General features: G+C 58.4%; 15 protein-coding genes and 1 pseudogene. 6 read left to right on the forward strand and 10 right to left on the reverse strand.

The genetic code is table 11. The features are described from left to right. Together HEP82_RS07750 and HEP82_RS07755 are read left to right on the forward strand one after the other, a co-directional pair. A partial coding sequence (locus HEP82_RS07750; protein WP_192457560.1) for an IS3 family transposase occupies window positions 1-204 on the forward strand: 204 nt, incomplete at its 5' end. An 18-nt stretch (window positions 205-222) separates the two neighbouring features. Next, on the forward strand, window positions 223-471 hold the full coding sequence (locus HEP82_RS07755) for a substrate-binding domain-containing protein (RefSeq protein WP_331252922.1): 249 nt from the start codon (window positions 223-225) through the stop codon (window positions 469-471). Window positions 472-614: 143 nt separating this feature from the next. Here HEP82_RS07755 and HEP82_RS07760 read toward each other — a convergent pair whose 3' ends face one another. Continuing rightward, window positions 615-1,547: a nucleoside recognition domain-containing protein gene (locus HEP82_RS07760; RefSeq protein ID WP_192457562.1), complete on the reverse strand. Its 933-nt coding sequence runs from the start codon at window positions 1,545-1,547 to the stop codon at window positions 615-617. 308 nt (window positions 1,548-1,855) lie between these two features. On the opposite strand from HEP82_RS07760, the gene HEP82_RS07765 reads away from it, so the two are divergent. Both HEP82_RS07765 and HEP82_RS20210 read left to right on the forward strand, forming a co-directional pair. Then, window positions 1,856-2,434: a histidine phosphatase family protein gene (locus HEP82_RS07765; RefSeq protein WP_192457563.1), complete on the forward strand. Its 579-nt coding sequence runs from the start codon at window positions 1,856-1,858 to the stop codon at window positions 2,432-2,434. Between the two features lie 889 nt (window positions 2,435-3,323). After that, window positions 3,324-3,479, forward strand: a complete 156-nt coding sequence (locus HEP82_RS20210) for a double zinc ribbon domain-containing protein (protein ID WP_225622386.1) — start codon at window positions 3,324-3,326, stop codon at window positions 3,477-3,479. A 60-nt stretch (window positions 3,480-3,539) separates the two neighbouring features. On the opposite strand, the pseudogene HEP82_RS07775 reads toward HEP82_RS20210, so the two are convergent. The 3 genes and pseudogenes from HEP82_RS07775 to HEP82_RS07785 all read right to left on the reverse strand — a co-directional run. Continuing rightward, window positions 3,540-3,680: pseudogene (locus HEP82_RS07775) on the reverse strand (nucleoside recognition family protein); the annotation flags it as partial. Window positions 3,681-3,896: 216 nt separating this feature from the next. Continuing rightward, window positions 3,897-5,009 (reverse strand): o-succinylbenzoate synthase, encoded by a 1,113-nt coding sequence (gene menC, locus HEP82_RS07780; protein WP_192457565.1) that lies wholly within the window; start codon window positions 5,007-5,009, stop codon window positions 3,897-3,899. 26 nt (window positions 5,010-5,035) lie between these two features. Beyond that, entirely contained in the window at window positions 5,036-6,250 is a 1,215-nt protein-coding gene (locus HEP82_RS07785) for an MFS transporter (protein WP_192457566.1), read from the reverse strand. Between the two features lie 181 nt (window positions 6,251-6,431). On the opposite strand from HEP82_RS07785, the gene HEP82_RS07790 reads away from it, so the two are divergent. Both HEP82_RS07790 and mltB read left to right on the forward strand, forming a co-directional pair. Then, window positions 6,432-7,355: a LysR family transcriptional regulator gene (locus tag HEP82_RS07790; RefSeq protein ID WP_015854899.1), complete on the forward strand. Its 924-nt coding sequence runs from the start codon at window positions 6,432-6,434 to the stop codon at window positions 7,353-7,355. A gap of 102 nt (window positions 7,356-7,457) precedes the next feature. Beyond that, window positions 7,458-8,567, forward strand: coding sequence for a lytic murein transglycosylase B (mltB, locus tag HEP82_RS07795; protein WP_192457567.1), 1,110 nt, complete (start codon window positions 7,458-7,460; stop codon window positions 8,565-8,567). Between the two features lie 397 nt (window positions 8,568-8,964). On the opposite strand, the gene iolB is transcribed toward mltB, so the two are convergent. From iolB to HEP82_RS07825, 6 genes are all read right to left on the reverse strand, one after another. Continuing rightward, entirely contained in the window at window positions 8,965-9,792 is an 828-nt protein-coding gene (gene iolB, locus HEP82_RS07800) for a 5-deoxy-glucuronate isomerase (protein WP_192457568.1), read from the reverse strand. Between the two features lie 30 nt (window positions 9,793-9,822). Then, window positions 9,823-10,713 carry a myo-inosose-2 dehydratase gene (gene iolE / locus HEP82_RS07805; protein WP_192457569.1) on the reverse strand — a complete coding sequence of 297 codons (891 nt, stop codon included), beginning with the start codon at window positions 10,711-10,713 and terminating at the stop codon, window positions 9,823-9,825. Between the two features lie 30 nt (window positions 10,714-10,743). Beyond that, a complete protein-coding gene (locus tag HEP82_RS07810) occupies window positions 10,744-12,666 on the reverse strand; it encodes a bifunctional 5-dehydro-2-deoxygluconokinase/5-dehydro-2-deoxyphosphogluconate aldolase (protein ID WP_192457570.1) in 1,923 nt (640 codons plus the stop codon). 68 nt (window positions 12,667-12,734) lie between these two features. Further along, entirely contained in the window at window positions 12,735-13,868 is a 1,134-nt protein-coding gene (locus HEP82_RS07815) for a Gfo/Idh/MocA family protein (protein ID WP_192457571.1), read from the reverse strand. Window positions 13,869-13,885: 17 nt separating this feature from the next. After that, entirely contained in the window at window positions 13,886-14,920 is a 1,035-nt protein-coding gene (locus HEP82_RS07820; RefSeq protein ID WP_192457786.1) for an ABC transporter permease, read from the reverse strand. 16 nt (window positions 14,921-14,936) lie between these two features. Next, window positions 14,937-16,484 carry a sugar ABC transporter ATP-binding protein gene (locus HEP82_RS07825; protein WP_192457572.1) on the reverse strand — a complete coding sequence of 516 codons (1,548 nt, stop codon included), beginning with the start codon at window positions 16,482-16,484 and terminating at the stop codon, window positions 14,937-14,939. Window position 16,485: the final 1 nt, after the last annotated feature.

The raw sequence follows: 16,485 nt of genomic DNA on the forward strand, positions 1-16,485 counted from the left end.
GAGCGCTTCTTCCGTAGCCTGAAGACAGAATGGGTACCGACAGATGGCTACCGTGACAAACATGAAGCACAGAAGCAGATTAGTCTTTATATATTGAGCTATTACAACAGTGTCAGACCCCATCATTATAATGGAGGACTGACACCGGAAGAATCGGAAAATAGATATCGTTCTTACCGTAAAACCGTGGCCAATTTTACTTGACCACTACACAGTGATGTTATTGCCATGGGGGTGTTGTCAGCATGCCGGAAACTGAATATCCCAGTTCCCGGGCAAATCAGTGTCGTGGGGTATGACAACCTCGAATTTGCCGCTCACCTTGAACCGCCATTAACAACTCTGGCGATCCCTGCCGAGGCTATGGGTGTTCAAAGTGCAGAGGCGTTGATTGCACGTTTGCACAACAATATTGAAATCAAGTCGCATCAGCTCGAGACAGAGTTAATTATCCGAGGTTCCAGCCAGTAAACACAGCAGGTGTCGGTCATGAATACATCGGCTATGCGCAATACATCCGACGTCCCGCGTGACACGCGCCCCCTCAACCGGGGGCATTATTTTCTATCACGGTTATTGTCCATCGACATGTCGAGTCACGCGGCTCCAGCAACTCAAAACATTGCCACATGCAGCACGGTTCTAACCACAATGCCGAACAGCGCTCCCAATGCGGCATAGCGGAACAGTCGCGTTAACCGTGAGCCAACGCCGAGAAATATGCCGATCCCCGGCAAATCAAACGTCTGAACCAACAATCCGGCGGATGCATTGATCTGGCTGGCGGTCATTTTTCCCTGATGAACCAAATCCGATACCACACCGAAGTACGCCGTGCCGCCGGCCAGGCATTTCACCAGCGTCGGCAGCACAAAGACCGGGGAAATTCCGGCAGATGTCAGCAACGGCGATAAAACATGATCCAACGCCGTCACCGCACCGGCGGCTTCCAGCACACCGACAATCACCATCGACAAAATCAGCATCGGCACCGATCCCAACGCCAGCCGAATAGCATCCGATCCCGCACTGTTGATAATGCCGATCAGCCCTTTACCGCCCGTTTCCTCAGCCGGAACCTCGTTGGAACGACGGCCTTCTGACGAGGACAACCTGCGTCCCAGCACATGGTAGGTCAGGGCCGCCGCCGCCAGCCCACCGATAATCGAAATAACGATAGCCGCCGCCCAATGCAGCCCAAATGGCGTCAGGGGATAAAACACATTTCCTTGCCCCATAGCGAACACCATGGCCATGGTCGCCGCCATATGACGATCAGAAACGCCGCGTTTTTCCATAATAGACAGCGTCGCCAACGGCGCGGCAAAGCTGACGAAGTTAAGCTGGATCAACGCAAACGTGCTCATTCCGCTTAGCCCAAACGGGCGCAGAAGCGGCGCCATCCAGCGAACCAATAGATCGACAATCCCTTTGACTTCCAGAAACCGCATGATGACCAGCATCACGACCATGATCGGCAACAACGTATAGAGCGCGACGTCGACGGAGGATTTCCCCGCCGACATAATGATTCCAATAATGTCCATTGAATATCCCAGGCCGGTCATACGCATGAAGCCCGGCACATTACCCGTACTGTCCCGGTAATTTGCTATTGTCATTATCGTGCGGGAACATACGCCCGCCCCAAGCCCGGACATCTCTCCGCCTATGCGGAACCGATCCGGCCGTTCACTGGGCTATTTTCGTGATCTTCATCACGATATGCCAGTACATCTTGCACTCATCGCCAATGCTGATTTCATAAAAAGGCAGAGTGGCCACACGTAACCACAGCCCGGTATCTACAGATCACATCGGGCGCCGTTCGAATTACGACGATAAGGAGATGGCAATGAAGGTATTTTTAACATCCGCCCTACTGGCAACCATGCTGGGATATGGTGGGATTGCAGAGGCAAATCAGACCTTTGTCTTTATCCGTCACGGTGAAAAACCAGACAACGACAGCGGCCAGCTCACCTGTAAAGGATTGAATCGGGCACTGAGTATTCCGCAGGTATTACTCGGCCGTTACGGCACTCCCGATGCCATTTTCGCCTCGGCGCCCAAAACCAAAAAAATCGGCAGTTCCCTGCGACCGCTTACCACCATCACCCCCACCGCGATCCGAATATCACAGCCAGTCGATCTTCGATTCCGCGCAGACGATACCACCGAGCTTGCCAAGACACTGCTGACCGGGAAACCGCGCCAGTTGGTCTTTCTCTCCTGGGAACACAAGAACCTGGTCGTCGCCGCAAAAAAAATCATCAACATGGCCGGCGGCGATGACAGCGTGGTTCCCCCCTGGGCGGGATCCGATTTCGACGGCATTTATATCATCAAGCTGGACGACGCCGGCAAGTTCATCGCCTTCAGCCGGGAAACGGAAGGCCTGAACGGCGTGCCAGACACTTGCCCCAACACGTAATACCGACACGCCCATTACCGCATCAACACCAAGGGTATTGCTATGCGTAAAATTTGGTTTACCACCGGGGCCTCTCGGGGGGTTTAAACGTCGCTTTGTTGAGAGCGTGAAACAGCATTTCACGACCAGGCCCTATCCTGGTTCGTGACGGCATGTTTTACGCCTTAAATTCTGCGGCTCCCCGATGCCCAACGTTTCATCACCTTTACATCCCGAAAACAAAACAATAACTGTCCATTATTGTTTCACGAATAAATTAACGTCCGTTTTCCGGATATGGGCTGAGTAATGCCCGAACGCAGACGAAATTAAGAGGACAAACCGCAACGAGGCAACAAGGCCGGGGAAAATACAAGGCAGCGCTGCACCAGATGCTAACCATGCGGGTATAACACAGCAGGATGAAATATCGCGCCGTGGGGGCATCGTTACCCTATGATTTTTCTTCCATATTAGTGCGGACTTACCGATCGTATTCCTTCAGAGACAATCCGAATAATAACCGCTGTTGTTTCTTTAAATGCACTGGTTTAATCACCAATAAATAATTTTATTTATCAATTAGTTATCCAAATAATCGAGCAGTTGTCTCTCTGGCAGTCTGCACTCTTCAGAAAACAGGAGCGCTCGGAAAAATATCTCCCGCTTGACCCTATAGTAACGCTTGACCCTATAGTAACTACAGGGTGTTGAATAAGCCGCATACCACGGGTGGCGCGTCTCCACAGCGTCAGTCGTCTGGCAAATTCCAACAGTGAGCGGAGAAATATCTATGGGTATTTTTGACAAACTATTTGGCGGTCATCACGGAGGGGGACATCATGGACATCATCACGGCAATGGCCATCGTGATTCTCATGGCAGTTACCCAACCGGGAACAACGCGGGGATGAGTTGTCCGAATTGCCGATCGCTCAATGCCACCATCGCGCGTTTCTGCCAGCAATGTGGCTCATCGCTCGTGCCGGCAGACTGCCCACAATGCGGCACCTCGGTACAGGCTGGCGCGAAGTTTTGCGGCCAGTGTGGGAACACCATGACCTGATAACACCGTCACCTGATCCCCGGCGGTGTCCCGTAATGATGCGCGACGCTGCCTAGAACACCGAACCAGCGCACCGACAACGCCTTTCACTTCCAGAAACCGCATGATGACCCGCATCACGACCATAATCGGCAACAGTGTATACAGCGCAACATCAACGGACGCTTTCCCTGATGACGTGATAATTCCAATCACGTTCATGTAATGTCCCTGCACGCGGAAGCTGTCCCGGTATGTGCCAACAAGCACATACCAGTGCTCTCAGCCCGGACATTTTCGTGATAAATATCACAACATTCCGGAAAGTTTTTCACCCCATTCGGACGAACGCATCGTCTGCCGGTATCCGACGCCAGCCATCGGAACATCGCTATTGGCGACTGTAGCGCAGTAGCGAGCTGCCGCTTTCCCCGGTCATTAAAAGTGGATGGTTTCCTCGCCGTAACAGTAACGCGCGTACAGTTCTGGGTTGATATCGAAACCGATGCCCGGTTTATCCGGCACCGCCACCATACTGTCCTGATCCAGCGTCACTTCCGGCAGCATGAAATCCTGCGCCCAATAGCGTGACGACGGCGGAATGTCATGCGCCAGCAGGAAGTTGGGCAGCGTCGCCACCGCGATGTTGTGCGCCTTGCCGACGGCGGTATCCAGCATGCCGCCGCACCATACCGGGATCCCGGCATCCTGGCAAAAATCGTGGATCAGCTTGGTTTCGGTGATGCCGCCCACCCGCGCCACCTTGATATTGATGATGCGGCCGCTGCCTAGCTCAATGGCTTTGCGGGCATCCTCCACCGAGGCAATGCTCTCATCCAGACAGATAGGCGTCTCGATCGCCGCCTGCAACTTACGGTGATCGACGATATCGTCGTGCGCCAACGGCTGCTCGATCATCAGCAGGTTGTATTTGTCGAATTCCCGGAACAGCGGAATATCGTCCAGCGAATAGGCGGAATTGGCGTCCACCATCAGCGTGATATCGCCGAACTCGCTGCGCAGCGCCTGAATGTAGGCCAGATCCTTGCCCGGTTTGATCTTAATCTTGATACGGCGATAGCCTTCTTCCCGGTAGCCTGCCACCACGCGCACCAAATCCGCCGGCGTCGGCTGAATACCGATGCTAACACCCGCCTCGACCCGATCGCGCACGCCGCCCAGTTCGCGCCACAGCGGCGTCTGTTTCTGTTTGGTATAAGCGTCCCACACCGCGCCTTCCACCGCCGCTTTGGCGCAGTTGTTGCGGCGCACCGGCGCAAAAATATCGCGCACGTCGGAAGGATGACGAATCTCGCCGGCCTGGCGCAGCATCGGCACCAGAAAATCACGCATGATGTGCCAAGCGGTGACGTTGGTTTCCTCGTTGTAAAACGGCAGCGAAATCGCCGAACAATCGCCGTAACCCACCACATCGCCGCAGTGCGCTTCCACTACAGTGAAATACTTCTCCGTCTGGGTAGCGAAGCTGGTGGTAAACGGGGTTTTCAGCGTCATCTTCATTTGACGCAATACAATTTTATCTATTTTCATCTTTGTCCTTCACAACACAGTTAACGTCAAACCTGCGCCGCGACGCCGGGCTGTGCCGACGGGCGCGTGTGGATAGTCAGGCTCACCACCGCAGAGAACGCGGCAGCGGCCATCAAAAACAGGAACGCCGAGGGGTAGCCGAAGTGTTCGACCATCGCGCCGATCACCAGCGGTGCGATAAACCCGGCCGCCTGTCCGCCGACATTGATCACCCCGATACCGGATCCCACCATGCGCGACGCCAACACCTTGGTCGGCAGCGCCACGGCGATCGCCAACACAAACGATTTGAAAAAATAGGCGCAAGACTGGGCCACCACCACCGCAGTGATACTCGACGCGCTGTACATCAGATACAAGAACAGCGCGGTCAACAAGGCGCAGCCCATCAGCATTACGCGCTCACGGCCGTCAAAGAACCGGGTCATCACCCAACCGCCGGAGGCGGTCGCCACCCCGGCCATCACGTAAGGGATCGGTAACAGCACCCCCACCGCTTTCAGATCCAGATGACGCTCGGTCATCAGGTAAATCGGCATCCAGGAATCCAACCCTTTGTTGATCAGGCTCAGACCGAACCACACCGCCGCCAGCCGCCATAACAGTGGGTTTTTCATCACCTCGCGCCAGTCGGCGCCGCTCAGCCGCTCCGGCTCATTAGATACCCATGCCGGCTTAGCGCTGACAGTCAGGGTGTAGACCAACACAAACGCAATGCCGAGCAGGCCGATCACCATAAATGCATGGCGCCAGCCCAACGCCAGAATCAACGGCGCGATCAGCAAGGGCGCAATCATGCTGCCCACATAGTTGGAAGACATCAGTAACGACGTCATACGCGGCTTATCGCTGGGCGGAAACTGTTCCGCCGCGTTCTTGACGGAAGCGGAGGGATAAGCGCCTTCTCCCAACCCGAACAGAAAGCGAATCACCAGCAGCGCCGTCAACGACCAGGCGATGCCGGTTAGAAACGTAAATAACGACCACATGGCGATCGCCATCGCCACCACCACTTTGGCGCCGAAGCGATCCGCCAGCCAGCCGCCGGGCAACTGCATCAACCAGAAACCGAAATAAAATGCGCTCAGCACCAGCCCGATCTCACTGGGCGACAACGACAGCTCTTTCGCCATCTGCGTCGACCCCATACTCAACACCACGCGATCAATAAACGCCACGCACCAGCCGATATACAGCAGGAACAGCACCCAATATGATTTTTTTCTCGTGTAATGACCCATCTGTCCTGATTCCCCTGTGTGATGTTTGCGTTGTCTGCGGCCAGTGCGTTCTGCGACGCCTTCTTCCCTGCCGATACTCCCCTCCTGATTGCATACTAGACACCCGCCATCCATACTGCTATTTCAACTTTTTCACCACCCTATTGCCGAAACGGCAAACTTTAACCCTCGAGAAAATGCCATGACCGCCCGTTATCTGCAGGACACCGCCATCCGTTACTTTCTGGAGGTGGTGCGTTCCGGCTCCATCAGCGAAGCCGCCCAGCGCCTGAACGTCGCGGGTTCCGCCATCAGCCGCCAAATCAGCGGGCTGGAAGACCGGCTCAACACCACGCTGTTCGAACGGCGAAAAAGCGGCATGACCCCCACTGCCGCCGGAGAGTTGCTGGCGGCCTACGCCTTTCGTAATCAGTTAGAAACCGAGCAGGTCACGCAGGAAATTCGGGAATTGCAGGGATTACGACGCGGTGATGTGCGTATTGTCTCCACCGCGGGATTCAGCCTGGATTTTATTCCGATGGCGATCTCTTCGTTCCGCCAACGTTACCCCTACATCCGTTTTCAACTGCTGGTGGCGACCGCCGAAGAAGTGGCGCGTCGGCTGAATGAAGGCGAAAGCGATATCGGGCTGACATTCAGCCAGATCCCCACCGCCAATATTCACGTCGCTTACCGGCTGCATTCGCCGCTAGTGGCGGTGATGCAACGCCACCACCCGCTGGCAGAGAAAACGAATCTGCGGTTGTCGCAACTGGCGGGTTATCCACTCGGCGTGCCGGTTCGACATATTCTGACCCGGCGGCTGTTCGATGCCTGCTGTAGCCGTCAGGGGTTATTGATCGACCCGGCATTCGAAACCACTTCCATCAGCGCCCTACTGGCGTTTTCTCGCTATTGCGACGGCGTGGTGATTTCCACCGAACTGGTGGTGCGCCAATACCTGAAAGATCACGACATGGTGGCGGTGCCGATTACCGGCCAGGATCTGAATGGGCTCAATATCGAATTGAATACGCTGGCGGGGCGCACACTGCCCAAAGCGGTCTCCGCGTTTACCGAACATCTGATCCGGATCATGGAACAAGAGCAGGAACCTGACGCCTAGCCGCCAATGCCGCCAGCCGGGCGTATAATTCGGTTTTTTCCCTATGGACGTTGCGCTAACATGGCCGCCACGTTGTTTCTGGCAGAGTTATATGGATATCTGATGCGTCGCCTGATTGCAGTTGTTCCCCTGTTGGTTATGTTGTCCGCCTGTAGCAATACCCCGTCCGAATCACAGCCGGACACAATGATAACCGGCACCCATTCCCCCTCGTCCCCCACGCCGACCGGCGGATTCTTCAACCCAGGCGCCCAGAGCGGCATGTTGGCAAACGGCGATTTCGCCAACAGCCCGGATGTCGATCGCTTTATCGGCAAAATGGCGCAGCAGTACGGTTTCGACCGTCAGCAACTGCACACTATTCTGGGCCAGGCGCAACGGCTGGACTGGGTAATTCGGCTGATGGACAAACAGGCGCCGGCGCCGTCTGCAGCGGTGCCGTCCAACATTCCCAACGGCGCCTGGCTGCGTTACCGCAAACAGTTCATCACCCCGGATAATCTGCAGAACGGCGTCGCCTTCTGGAATCAATACGCCGATGCGCTGGAGCGCGCGCGGCAAATCTACGGTGTGCCGCCGGAGATCATTGTCGGCATCATCGGGGTGGAAACCCGCTGGGGCCGGGTGATGGGCAAAACCCGCATTCTGGACGCACTGGCGACACTGGCCTTCGCCTACCCGCGTCGTGCGGAGTATTTCCAAAGCGAACTGGAATACTTCCTGTTGATGGCGCGGGAAGACGGGTTTGACCCGCTATCGCTGCGTGGCTCGTTTGCCGGTGCGATGGGCTATGGCCAGTTTATGCCATCGGCCTTCAAAAAATACGCGGTGGATTTCAACGGCGACGGCGTCCCTAACCTGTGGGATCCGGTGGATGCCATCGGCAGCGTCGCCAACTACTTCAAATCAAACGGCTGGCAGCCGAACGAACAGATAGCGGTGCCTGCCAGCGGCCAGACCTTCTCACTGGATACCGGCTTCAAAACCCGCTACTCCCTGTCGACGCTGGCAGCAGCCGGGCTACGCCCCACCGCATCGCTGGGCGGCTATCAGGAAGCCAGCCTGCTGCGCCTTGATATGGGCAGTTACTACCAGTTCTGGTACGGCCTGCCGAACTTCTACGCGATTACCCGTTACAACCACAGCGTGCACTACGCGATGGCGGTATGGCAGTTAGGGGAAGAAGTCAGGAAAGCACGGCAGGGGTATTAAACCTGAGTTCAACTGCTGACAAACCCTTTAAGTACAGGGTGAACGGGTTTTCCGGCGTCAAAAACTGTGCTGAGGTGGGCGACTTCGCCGGGTGAGCCGCATGGACGCGGCGAAAGCCCGTGCCGCTCCGGGAGAGCGTCACGGGCGGCCCGAACAGCGAAGGCGAACGCCGAAGGAACCGCGAAGCGGCATAGTTTAGCCCTCAAGCCAGTGGTCAAGGAGAGGCGGCGTTTGAGCCTCTCCTTGTCGTGCGTGCGATGAAATGGCAAAGAAACTACACCGTTTATCCCGCACGAAACCATTCACTACCCAGACAGACTTCACCATACTAAACAACATGACCAGTTGGGTTGGCAACCCGGTTCTATCTGTACGATAAAAAGCCTCATACATCGTCTCATCCGCTGTGTTTTGCTGCATATTCTGCGCTGTTCACCCACTGGTGATCCTGCTCCCAGCTAAAGCGCCACTGGCGCACCGGCCCGGCCATCACGTTGAGGTAATAACTGTCGTAGCCCGCCAGCGTCGCTACCGGGTGGTAGCCACGCGGCACCATCACCACATCCCGGTCGTACACCGCCATGCACTCGTCCAGCGAGCGATCCTCGGTATACACCCGTTGCAGGCAGAACCCCTGCGGCGGATTGAGCCGGTGGTAATAGGTTTCCTCCAGATAGGTTTCCTGCGGCGGGTTATCGGCATCGTGCTTGTGGCTGGGGTAAGAACTGGTGCAGCCCTCGTCGGTGTAAACCTCTACCACCAGCAGGCTGTCCGCCGCCTTGTCTTCCGGCAGGATATTGTGCACGAAACGACGGTTATGCCCGATGCCCCGCGCTTCGGCGTCGATATCCTGTGGCGCGATCAAGCGGGTAGGATAGTTCCCGGCGCCCGGCGCGGCACAGACCGCCAGTTCCAGCGGCGTCTCAGCGCGGATGCTCACCGCTTCACCCGGCGTGACGTACACCGCCCAGGGTTTCTTGCGCTCGAACGGATTCATGCGATCGCCGATATGCTCAAACCGCACCTGTGGCGTCGTTACCGTCGCCCGGCCGCCCACCAACACCAGACAGCGCTCCTCGGCCACCACCGGCAGCGCTAGCGTCGCGCCGGTCGATAATTGGTAAACTTCAAACCCGACATGACGCCAGCCGGCGCGCGCCGGGGTAATCTGCTGGATGCGGCCCTGCGCATCCGGCGCGTGATAACGGGACAGCAATTCAGACATCGCCTACCTCCTGAAACATGCGTCTACGGCTCAGATCAGACCCGCATCACGGGCAAATCGCTGCAAATTATTGAACCCCAGCGTAGCGTAAGTCAGTGGGTGTGCCACTGCCGGGTCCTGTTCAGCTTCCACCACCAGCCAGCCCTGATAATCCTGCGCTTTTAGCAGTTGGAACAGCGACGGGTAATCGACACAGCCGTCACCCGGCACGGTGAACACCCCACTGAGTACCGCATCCAGAAAACTGGTTTTGCGGTTTTTCACGTCTTTGAGCACCTCGGGGCGGATATCTTTGCAGTGCACATGGTTGATGCGGCTTGCCCAGCGTTGCGCCACCGCCAGCGGGTCAGCACCGGCAAAGGTGAGATGACCGGTATCCAGCAACAATCCGACCTCCGGCCCGGTATGGGTCATCAGTTGGTCTACATCGTCGGCGGTTTCAATCACCGTGCCCATATGGTGGTGATAGGCGATTTGCACCCCCTGCTGCTGGGTATAACGGGCGAATTCGCTGAGCTTCTCGCCGTATTCCTGCCAGCGCGCCGCCGGGAAACGCGGCCGTAAATGCACCGGCGTGCGCTGCTCGCCATGCACCGCGCCGGTCACTTCGGCGAACACCAGTACGGTAGCGCCTAATTCCCGCAGCAGGTTGAGGTGGTCCTGCACCGCGGCGACTTCCTCTTTGACCGAACGGGTCAGCAACTGGCCGGAATACCAGCCGGAGACCAAACGCAGCCCATGCTGTTGCAGAATCGGCCCCAGCACGCTGGACTGGCGCGGAAACTTGTTGCCCAGTTCAAACCCGGCGAAGCCGGCCTGACGCCCTTCGCTCAGGCAGGTTTCCAGCGGGGTTCCCGCCCCCAGCGATGGCAGATCGTCGTTAGTCCAGGTCAGCGGATTGATACCCAGTTGAACGCTCATTTCGATTCCCTCTGCTCAGAATTAATGGAGTTAGCCACGCTGACGCCACAGGGCGATCAGCCGCAGGTAGTTGTCTTTAACGTCGGCAATCAGTTGCTGGTCGTCGATGTCACCACGCAGCCACTGTTGCGCCGGTTGGGCGAACAGCGTGCGCCCCACCGCGAAGCCTTTCACCACCGGTTGACCGGCGGCGGCGTTGAACCCCTGACGTAACGTCTCGATCGGCGCGTCCAACCCGAGGATCACCACACCACGGCAATAGGGGTCGCGCTCGGCCAGTAACTGTTCCAACCGTTGCCAGCCGTCGGCGGACAGCGGCGGCAGTTTCCACCAGTCCGGCCGGATGTCGAGGTTGTAAAAACGTTGGATCGCCCGCAGGTACAGCTCATCGCTGCGCGGCATATCGGCAGGGAGGATCACCTCCAACAGCAGCTCATGCCCGGACTGGCAACAAGCGCGATAAACCTCGCTCACCTGCCGCTCCTGCGCCAGTCGTAACGGGCTGTCGTCTTCCGGGTGGAAAAACACCAGACACTTCACCACCTGTTCCAACGGCCAGTTCACCAATTGCGAACCGATATTGCCGTGCTCCAGCACCAGCGGGCGCGAGCCCGGCAGTTCGATTGGGCGACCAATCCACCAGCCTTGCCCGGTAATGGTATTCAGCGCGTCCTGCCCGAAGGTGCCGTCGCATAATAGTCCGGCCTTGCCCGATGACATGCCATCACGCTGTAAACCGGCCTGCTGCGCCGCCTGCTGGCTGGCCTGGAGGATCAACTGTTTAAGTCGTGGAATACGGCTACGCTCAGCGCCGCAGGCCAGCGCCATTTCCTCCAGTTGGATACGGTGATCGAAGGCGATCACACACAGCTCTTCCCAGCGCCGACGGCGAGTGGTGACGCGGTGCAGGTGATTCAGCTCCCGATCCCGATCCGGGCGCGGCACCGTGTCGGCACGCGCCAGATAATTATCCAATTCGATACGGCTCGGCATCGCTGGGGCACAGCCGTGGCGTGATACCACCAGCGCACCACAGGCATTGGCGTAAGCACAGGCTTTTTCCCAACCCTCGCCGCTGAGATAACCACGCAGCAGGCCGGACATAAACGCATCACCCGCCCCCAACACGTTGAGCACCTCGACGCGCACGCCTTTGACGGTGATGCCCTCATCCAGCGACGCCGGAATGTCGCCGGTGAACACCGAACAACCCAGTGGGCCGCGCTTGCACACCAGTTCGGCGGCGGTGTGCGCCCGCACCTGCCGCAGCGCCTGTAGGGTGTCGGTGCTGCCGCCGGCGATATGAAATTCCTCTTCGGTGCCAACAATCAGGTCAAACAGGTTCAGCACCTGTTGCAACTGTGCCGTCACCGCCACCGACTCGATGAAACGGGTTTCGCCGTCGCCTAACGAGGTCAACCCCCACAGCACCGGCCGGTAATCGATATCCAGCACCGTTTTCACGCCGTGACGACGGGCGTAGCGCAACGCGGTCAGCACCGCCTCGCGGGTGTTCGGGTGTGACAAATGAGTACCGGTGATCGCCAGACAACGCGATGAAGCGATGTATTCCTCGCTGACGTCTTCCGGCGTGATGGCCATATCGGCGCAGTTATCGCGGTAGAAGATCAGCGGAAAGGTTTCCCGATCCTTGATGCCGAGCAGCACCAGCGCGGTCAGCCGTGTCGGGTCAGTGATCAGGTGGCTGGTGTCGCAGCCGACCTGCTGCAACTCTTCACGCAGAAAGCGCCCCATGTGCTCGTCGCCGACCCGCGCCAGCATGGAGGAGCGCAGCCCCTGCCGGGCGGTGCCGTAGGCCACGTTGCCGGAAGAACCGCCCAGATATTTGGCGAAGCTGCCCATGTCTTCCAGGCGCGACCCGATCTGTTGACCGTACAGGTCCACCGCTACCCGCCCCATGCAAATCACGTCAAACTGCTTTTGCGTAGTCATTACGTCCATTCCTGTCAGCCCAAAAGGGAAATCGACAACACGTCGGCCCGACCGTTATCCCACTTCGGTTATCCCGCTTCATGTACCGCCACCCAGCGCGCAGCCTGATGCGACAACACAATCGCGTCCAGCACCCGAGAAACCCGCCAGCCCTCTTCAAAATCAGGCCACAGCGGCAGGTCGGCGGCGATGCCGTTGATAAGATCGCGTACCTCGACGGTTTTCTGATCGTTAAAGCCGATGCCATGCCCGGCGCTGGCACAAAACGCGGCGTATTCCGGGTGCTGCGGCCCGATCAGCAAGGTTTGGAACCCCTGCCGGTTTGCCGGGTCGTCATGCCGATAGAGCTTCAGTTCCGCCATCCGCTCCTGGGTAAAACTGATGGCACCACGGGTGCCGGTGATGACATAACTCAGCCCCATTTTGCGCCCACAGGCCACCCGCGAGGCTTCGATCACCCCGCGTGCGCCGCTAGAGAAACGCACCATGGCATGGGCCTGATCCTCGTTTTCCACCGTCACCCGCTCGGCGGAACCGGCGCTAACCGGCCGCTGCGTGACCACCGTCTGCAGATCGCCGCATACCTCGGTAATGTCGCCCACCAGGTAGTGCGCCATATTGACGATGTGCGCCCCTACATCGCCCAGCGCACCCAGCCCGGCGGTGTGCCGGAAGCAGTGCCAGTCCGCCGGTTTATTCGGGTCGGCCAGATAGTCTTCGTTGTGGGTGCCGTAGAAGTGGGTCACGTCGCCGATTTCACCGCGGGCGATAATCTCTTTCGCCAGTTGCGCCGCCGGGTTCTTCATGTAGTTGAACCCCACCAGCGTTTTGACGCCGGCCTGGCGGGCGGCATCCGTCATCGTTCGCGCAGCGGCAGCGTTGAGCGCCAGCGGCTTTTCTGAATAGACGTGTTTACCGTGGCGAATTGCTTCCATCGCCATTTCCTGATGCAAAAAATTGGGGGCGCAGATATCCACCACGTCGATGGCCGGGTCGGCCACCAGTTCCTGCCAGTCACTGGTGAAGCGGGCAAAACCCAGTTCACGCGCGCGTTGCTGTGCCAGCTCCGGCGAGACTTCCGCCAACATCTCGCACACCCGTTGCCCTTTCAGCGCATACACCACCGGCGCCTGCGCATAAGCGATGGCGTGAGCGCGACCGATGTAGCCGGTGCCGATAAGACCGATTCGAACCTGTTTCATGTCTGTCGCTCCCGCTGTCAGAGTGCGCCGCGTCGGTTCTTGGCGTAGGTATCGAACGCCACCGCCAGCACGATGATGAGGCCGGTGATGATCTGCTGGTAATAGGCCGAGACATTCATCAGCACCAGCCCGTTAATCAGGATCCCCATGATGATGGAACCGATGACGGTACCGCTGATGCGCCCGTAACCGCCCATCAGCGAAGTGCCGCCGATCACCACCGAGGCGATCACCCGCAGTTCGAACGAAATACCCGCCACCGCTTCGGCGCTACCCAGCCGGGCGCTGAGAATAAACCCCGCCAGACCGGCCAGACAGCCAATCACCACATAGACGCTGACCAGTACCCGCTGCACGTTGACCCCGGCCAGTCGTGCCGCTTCGGTGTTGCCGCCGATGGCGTACACAAAACGCCCCCAGCGGGTTTTATGCAGCGCCAGCCAGCCTAACAGCGCCACCAGCGCAAAGATCCAAATCGGGATAGAGACGCCGAGCAGTTCGCCGCGTCCCCACCAGCGGTAGCCGGGGTCAAACCCGGCGATGGGCGCGCCGTCGTTAACAACCAGCGTCAGACCGCGCCAGATGGTCATGCCGCCCAGCGTGACGATGAACGGCGACAGCCGCAGACGGGTGACGCCTAGCCCGTGCAGAAAGCCGATCGCGGTGCCCATCATCAGGCAGATGCCCAACCCCACCAGCCAGCTCATGCCGCCCCAGGCCTGCGCATCGACGGTGGTGAAGTTATCGCCTTTGATAACGTAAGCGGCGGTCATGGCGCACACCGCCAGAATCGACCCGACCGACAGATCGATACCGGCGGTCAGGATCACGAAGGTCATCCCCACCGCCATGATGCCGTAGATAGACACCTCGGTGAGGATGTTGGTGATGTTGCGCTCGGTCAGGAAGTTGCTGTTCTGCGACTGAAAAAAGATCAGCAGCAGGATCATGAAAATGAACACCCCGAAACGCTCAAAGAAGGCGATCGGGTCAATGCGTCCCCGGCCGTTAGCCGGCGTCGGCAGTTTGGTACGGGATAAGGGTTGCTGCATGCTCATAGACTCTCCGTTATGCGGCCTGTGGTGCGTCATGGCAGATGGCCATCAGGGTCATCAGCCGCTCTTCCGTGGCGTCATCGCCGTGCAGTTCGCCGGTCATCCGGCCTTCGCTGAGCGTGATGATGCGATCGGAAATCGCCATCACCTCCGGCAAATCGGAGGAAATCACGATCACCGCCACACCGCGTTTCGCCATATCGAACAGCACCTGATGCACTTCGGACTTGGTGCCGACATCGATGCCGCGCGTCGGCTCATCGACGATCAGCACCCGGGGGTTGAGCGCCATACAGCGCGCCAGAATCACTTTCTGCTGGTTGCCGCCGGAGAGCTTGCGCACCTCCTGCTCACTGTCCACCATCTTGATGCGCAACGCCTGCCGGTAAGATTCGATCAGGTCGTCTTCACGGCGGGTATCCACGAAGTAGCGCCAGCGCAGCAGCGACGACAGGCTGGAGAGCGACAGGTTGTTGCGGATCGACAAGCCCAGCACCGCGCCCTCTTTTTTGCGATCTTCCGGCACCAGCGCGATGCCTTGATCGAGCGCATGCAGCGGATCGACCGGGTGATAAGGTTGGCCGTCGAGCCAGAACTCACCAGAGGTAAACGGGTCAGCGCCGAACAGACAGCGCGCCACCTCAGTACGACCGGCGCCCACCAGCCCGGCGATGCCGAGGATCTCGCCGGCGTGCACCTGAAAACCGATGTGGTCGAGCGCGATGCCGTGCGGGTCGAGCGGCGGTTTTTCCCGACACAACCCTTTCACCGCCAGCCGCACCGGCTTGTCCTGATGATGGGTTTCCGACGCCGGGCGGCGGGTGAACACCACATCGCGCCCGACCATCATGCGGATGATGCCCGCCACATCAATGTCGGACACATTGCCGGAGCCGGTGTAACGCCCGTCCTGCAATACCGTGAAGCGCTCGCACAGTTGGAACACTTCGTGCAACCGGTGGGTGACATAAATCACGCTGACGCCGCGTGCTTTCAGCTCACGTACCACCCGATGCAGGCTCGCTACTTCGCTGTCGCTCAGCGCGGCGGAGGGTTCATCCATCACGATCAACCGGGCGTTCAAGGTCAGCGCACGGGCGATTTCCACCATCTGCTGCTGCGCCACGCTCAGCCGCGCCACCTGGGTGGTCGGCGCTATGTTCAGTTGCAGGTACTCCAGTACCGTGCGGGCTTCCTGATTGACCGCCTGCGCATCGACAAACAGCCGATTACGTTGCAATTCGCGGCCAAGAAACAGGTTTTCCGCCACCGTCATATTGGGCAACAGATTGAATTCCTGATAGATGGTGACGATACCGCGGTTTTGCCGTGCTACCGGCGAGTCCTGTGGCGACAAGAGTTCGCCGTTGAAGCGGATATCGCCGCTGGTCTGGGGTTGCGCCCCGGCCAACGCTTTGAGCAAGGTGGACTTGCCGGCGCCGTTCTCGCCCAGCAGGGCGTGGATCTCGCCCGGCAGCACCGTCAACTGCACCTTGTTGAGCGCCCAGACACCGGAGAAATTCTTGGCCAGATCGGTAATCTTCAGTAAGGGTTCAGTCATG

It is taken from the genome of Musicola keenii (genome assembly GCF_014855505.1).
In the GTDB taxonomy this organism is placed as follows: Bacteria; Pseudomonadota; Gammaproteobacteria; order Enterobacterales; family Enterobacteriaceae; genus Musicola; species Musicola paradisiaca.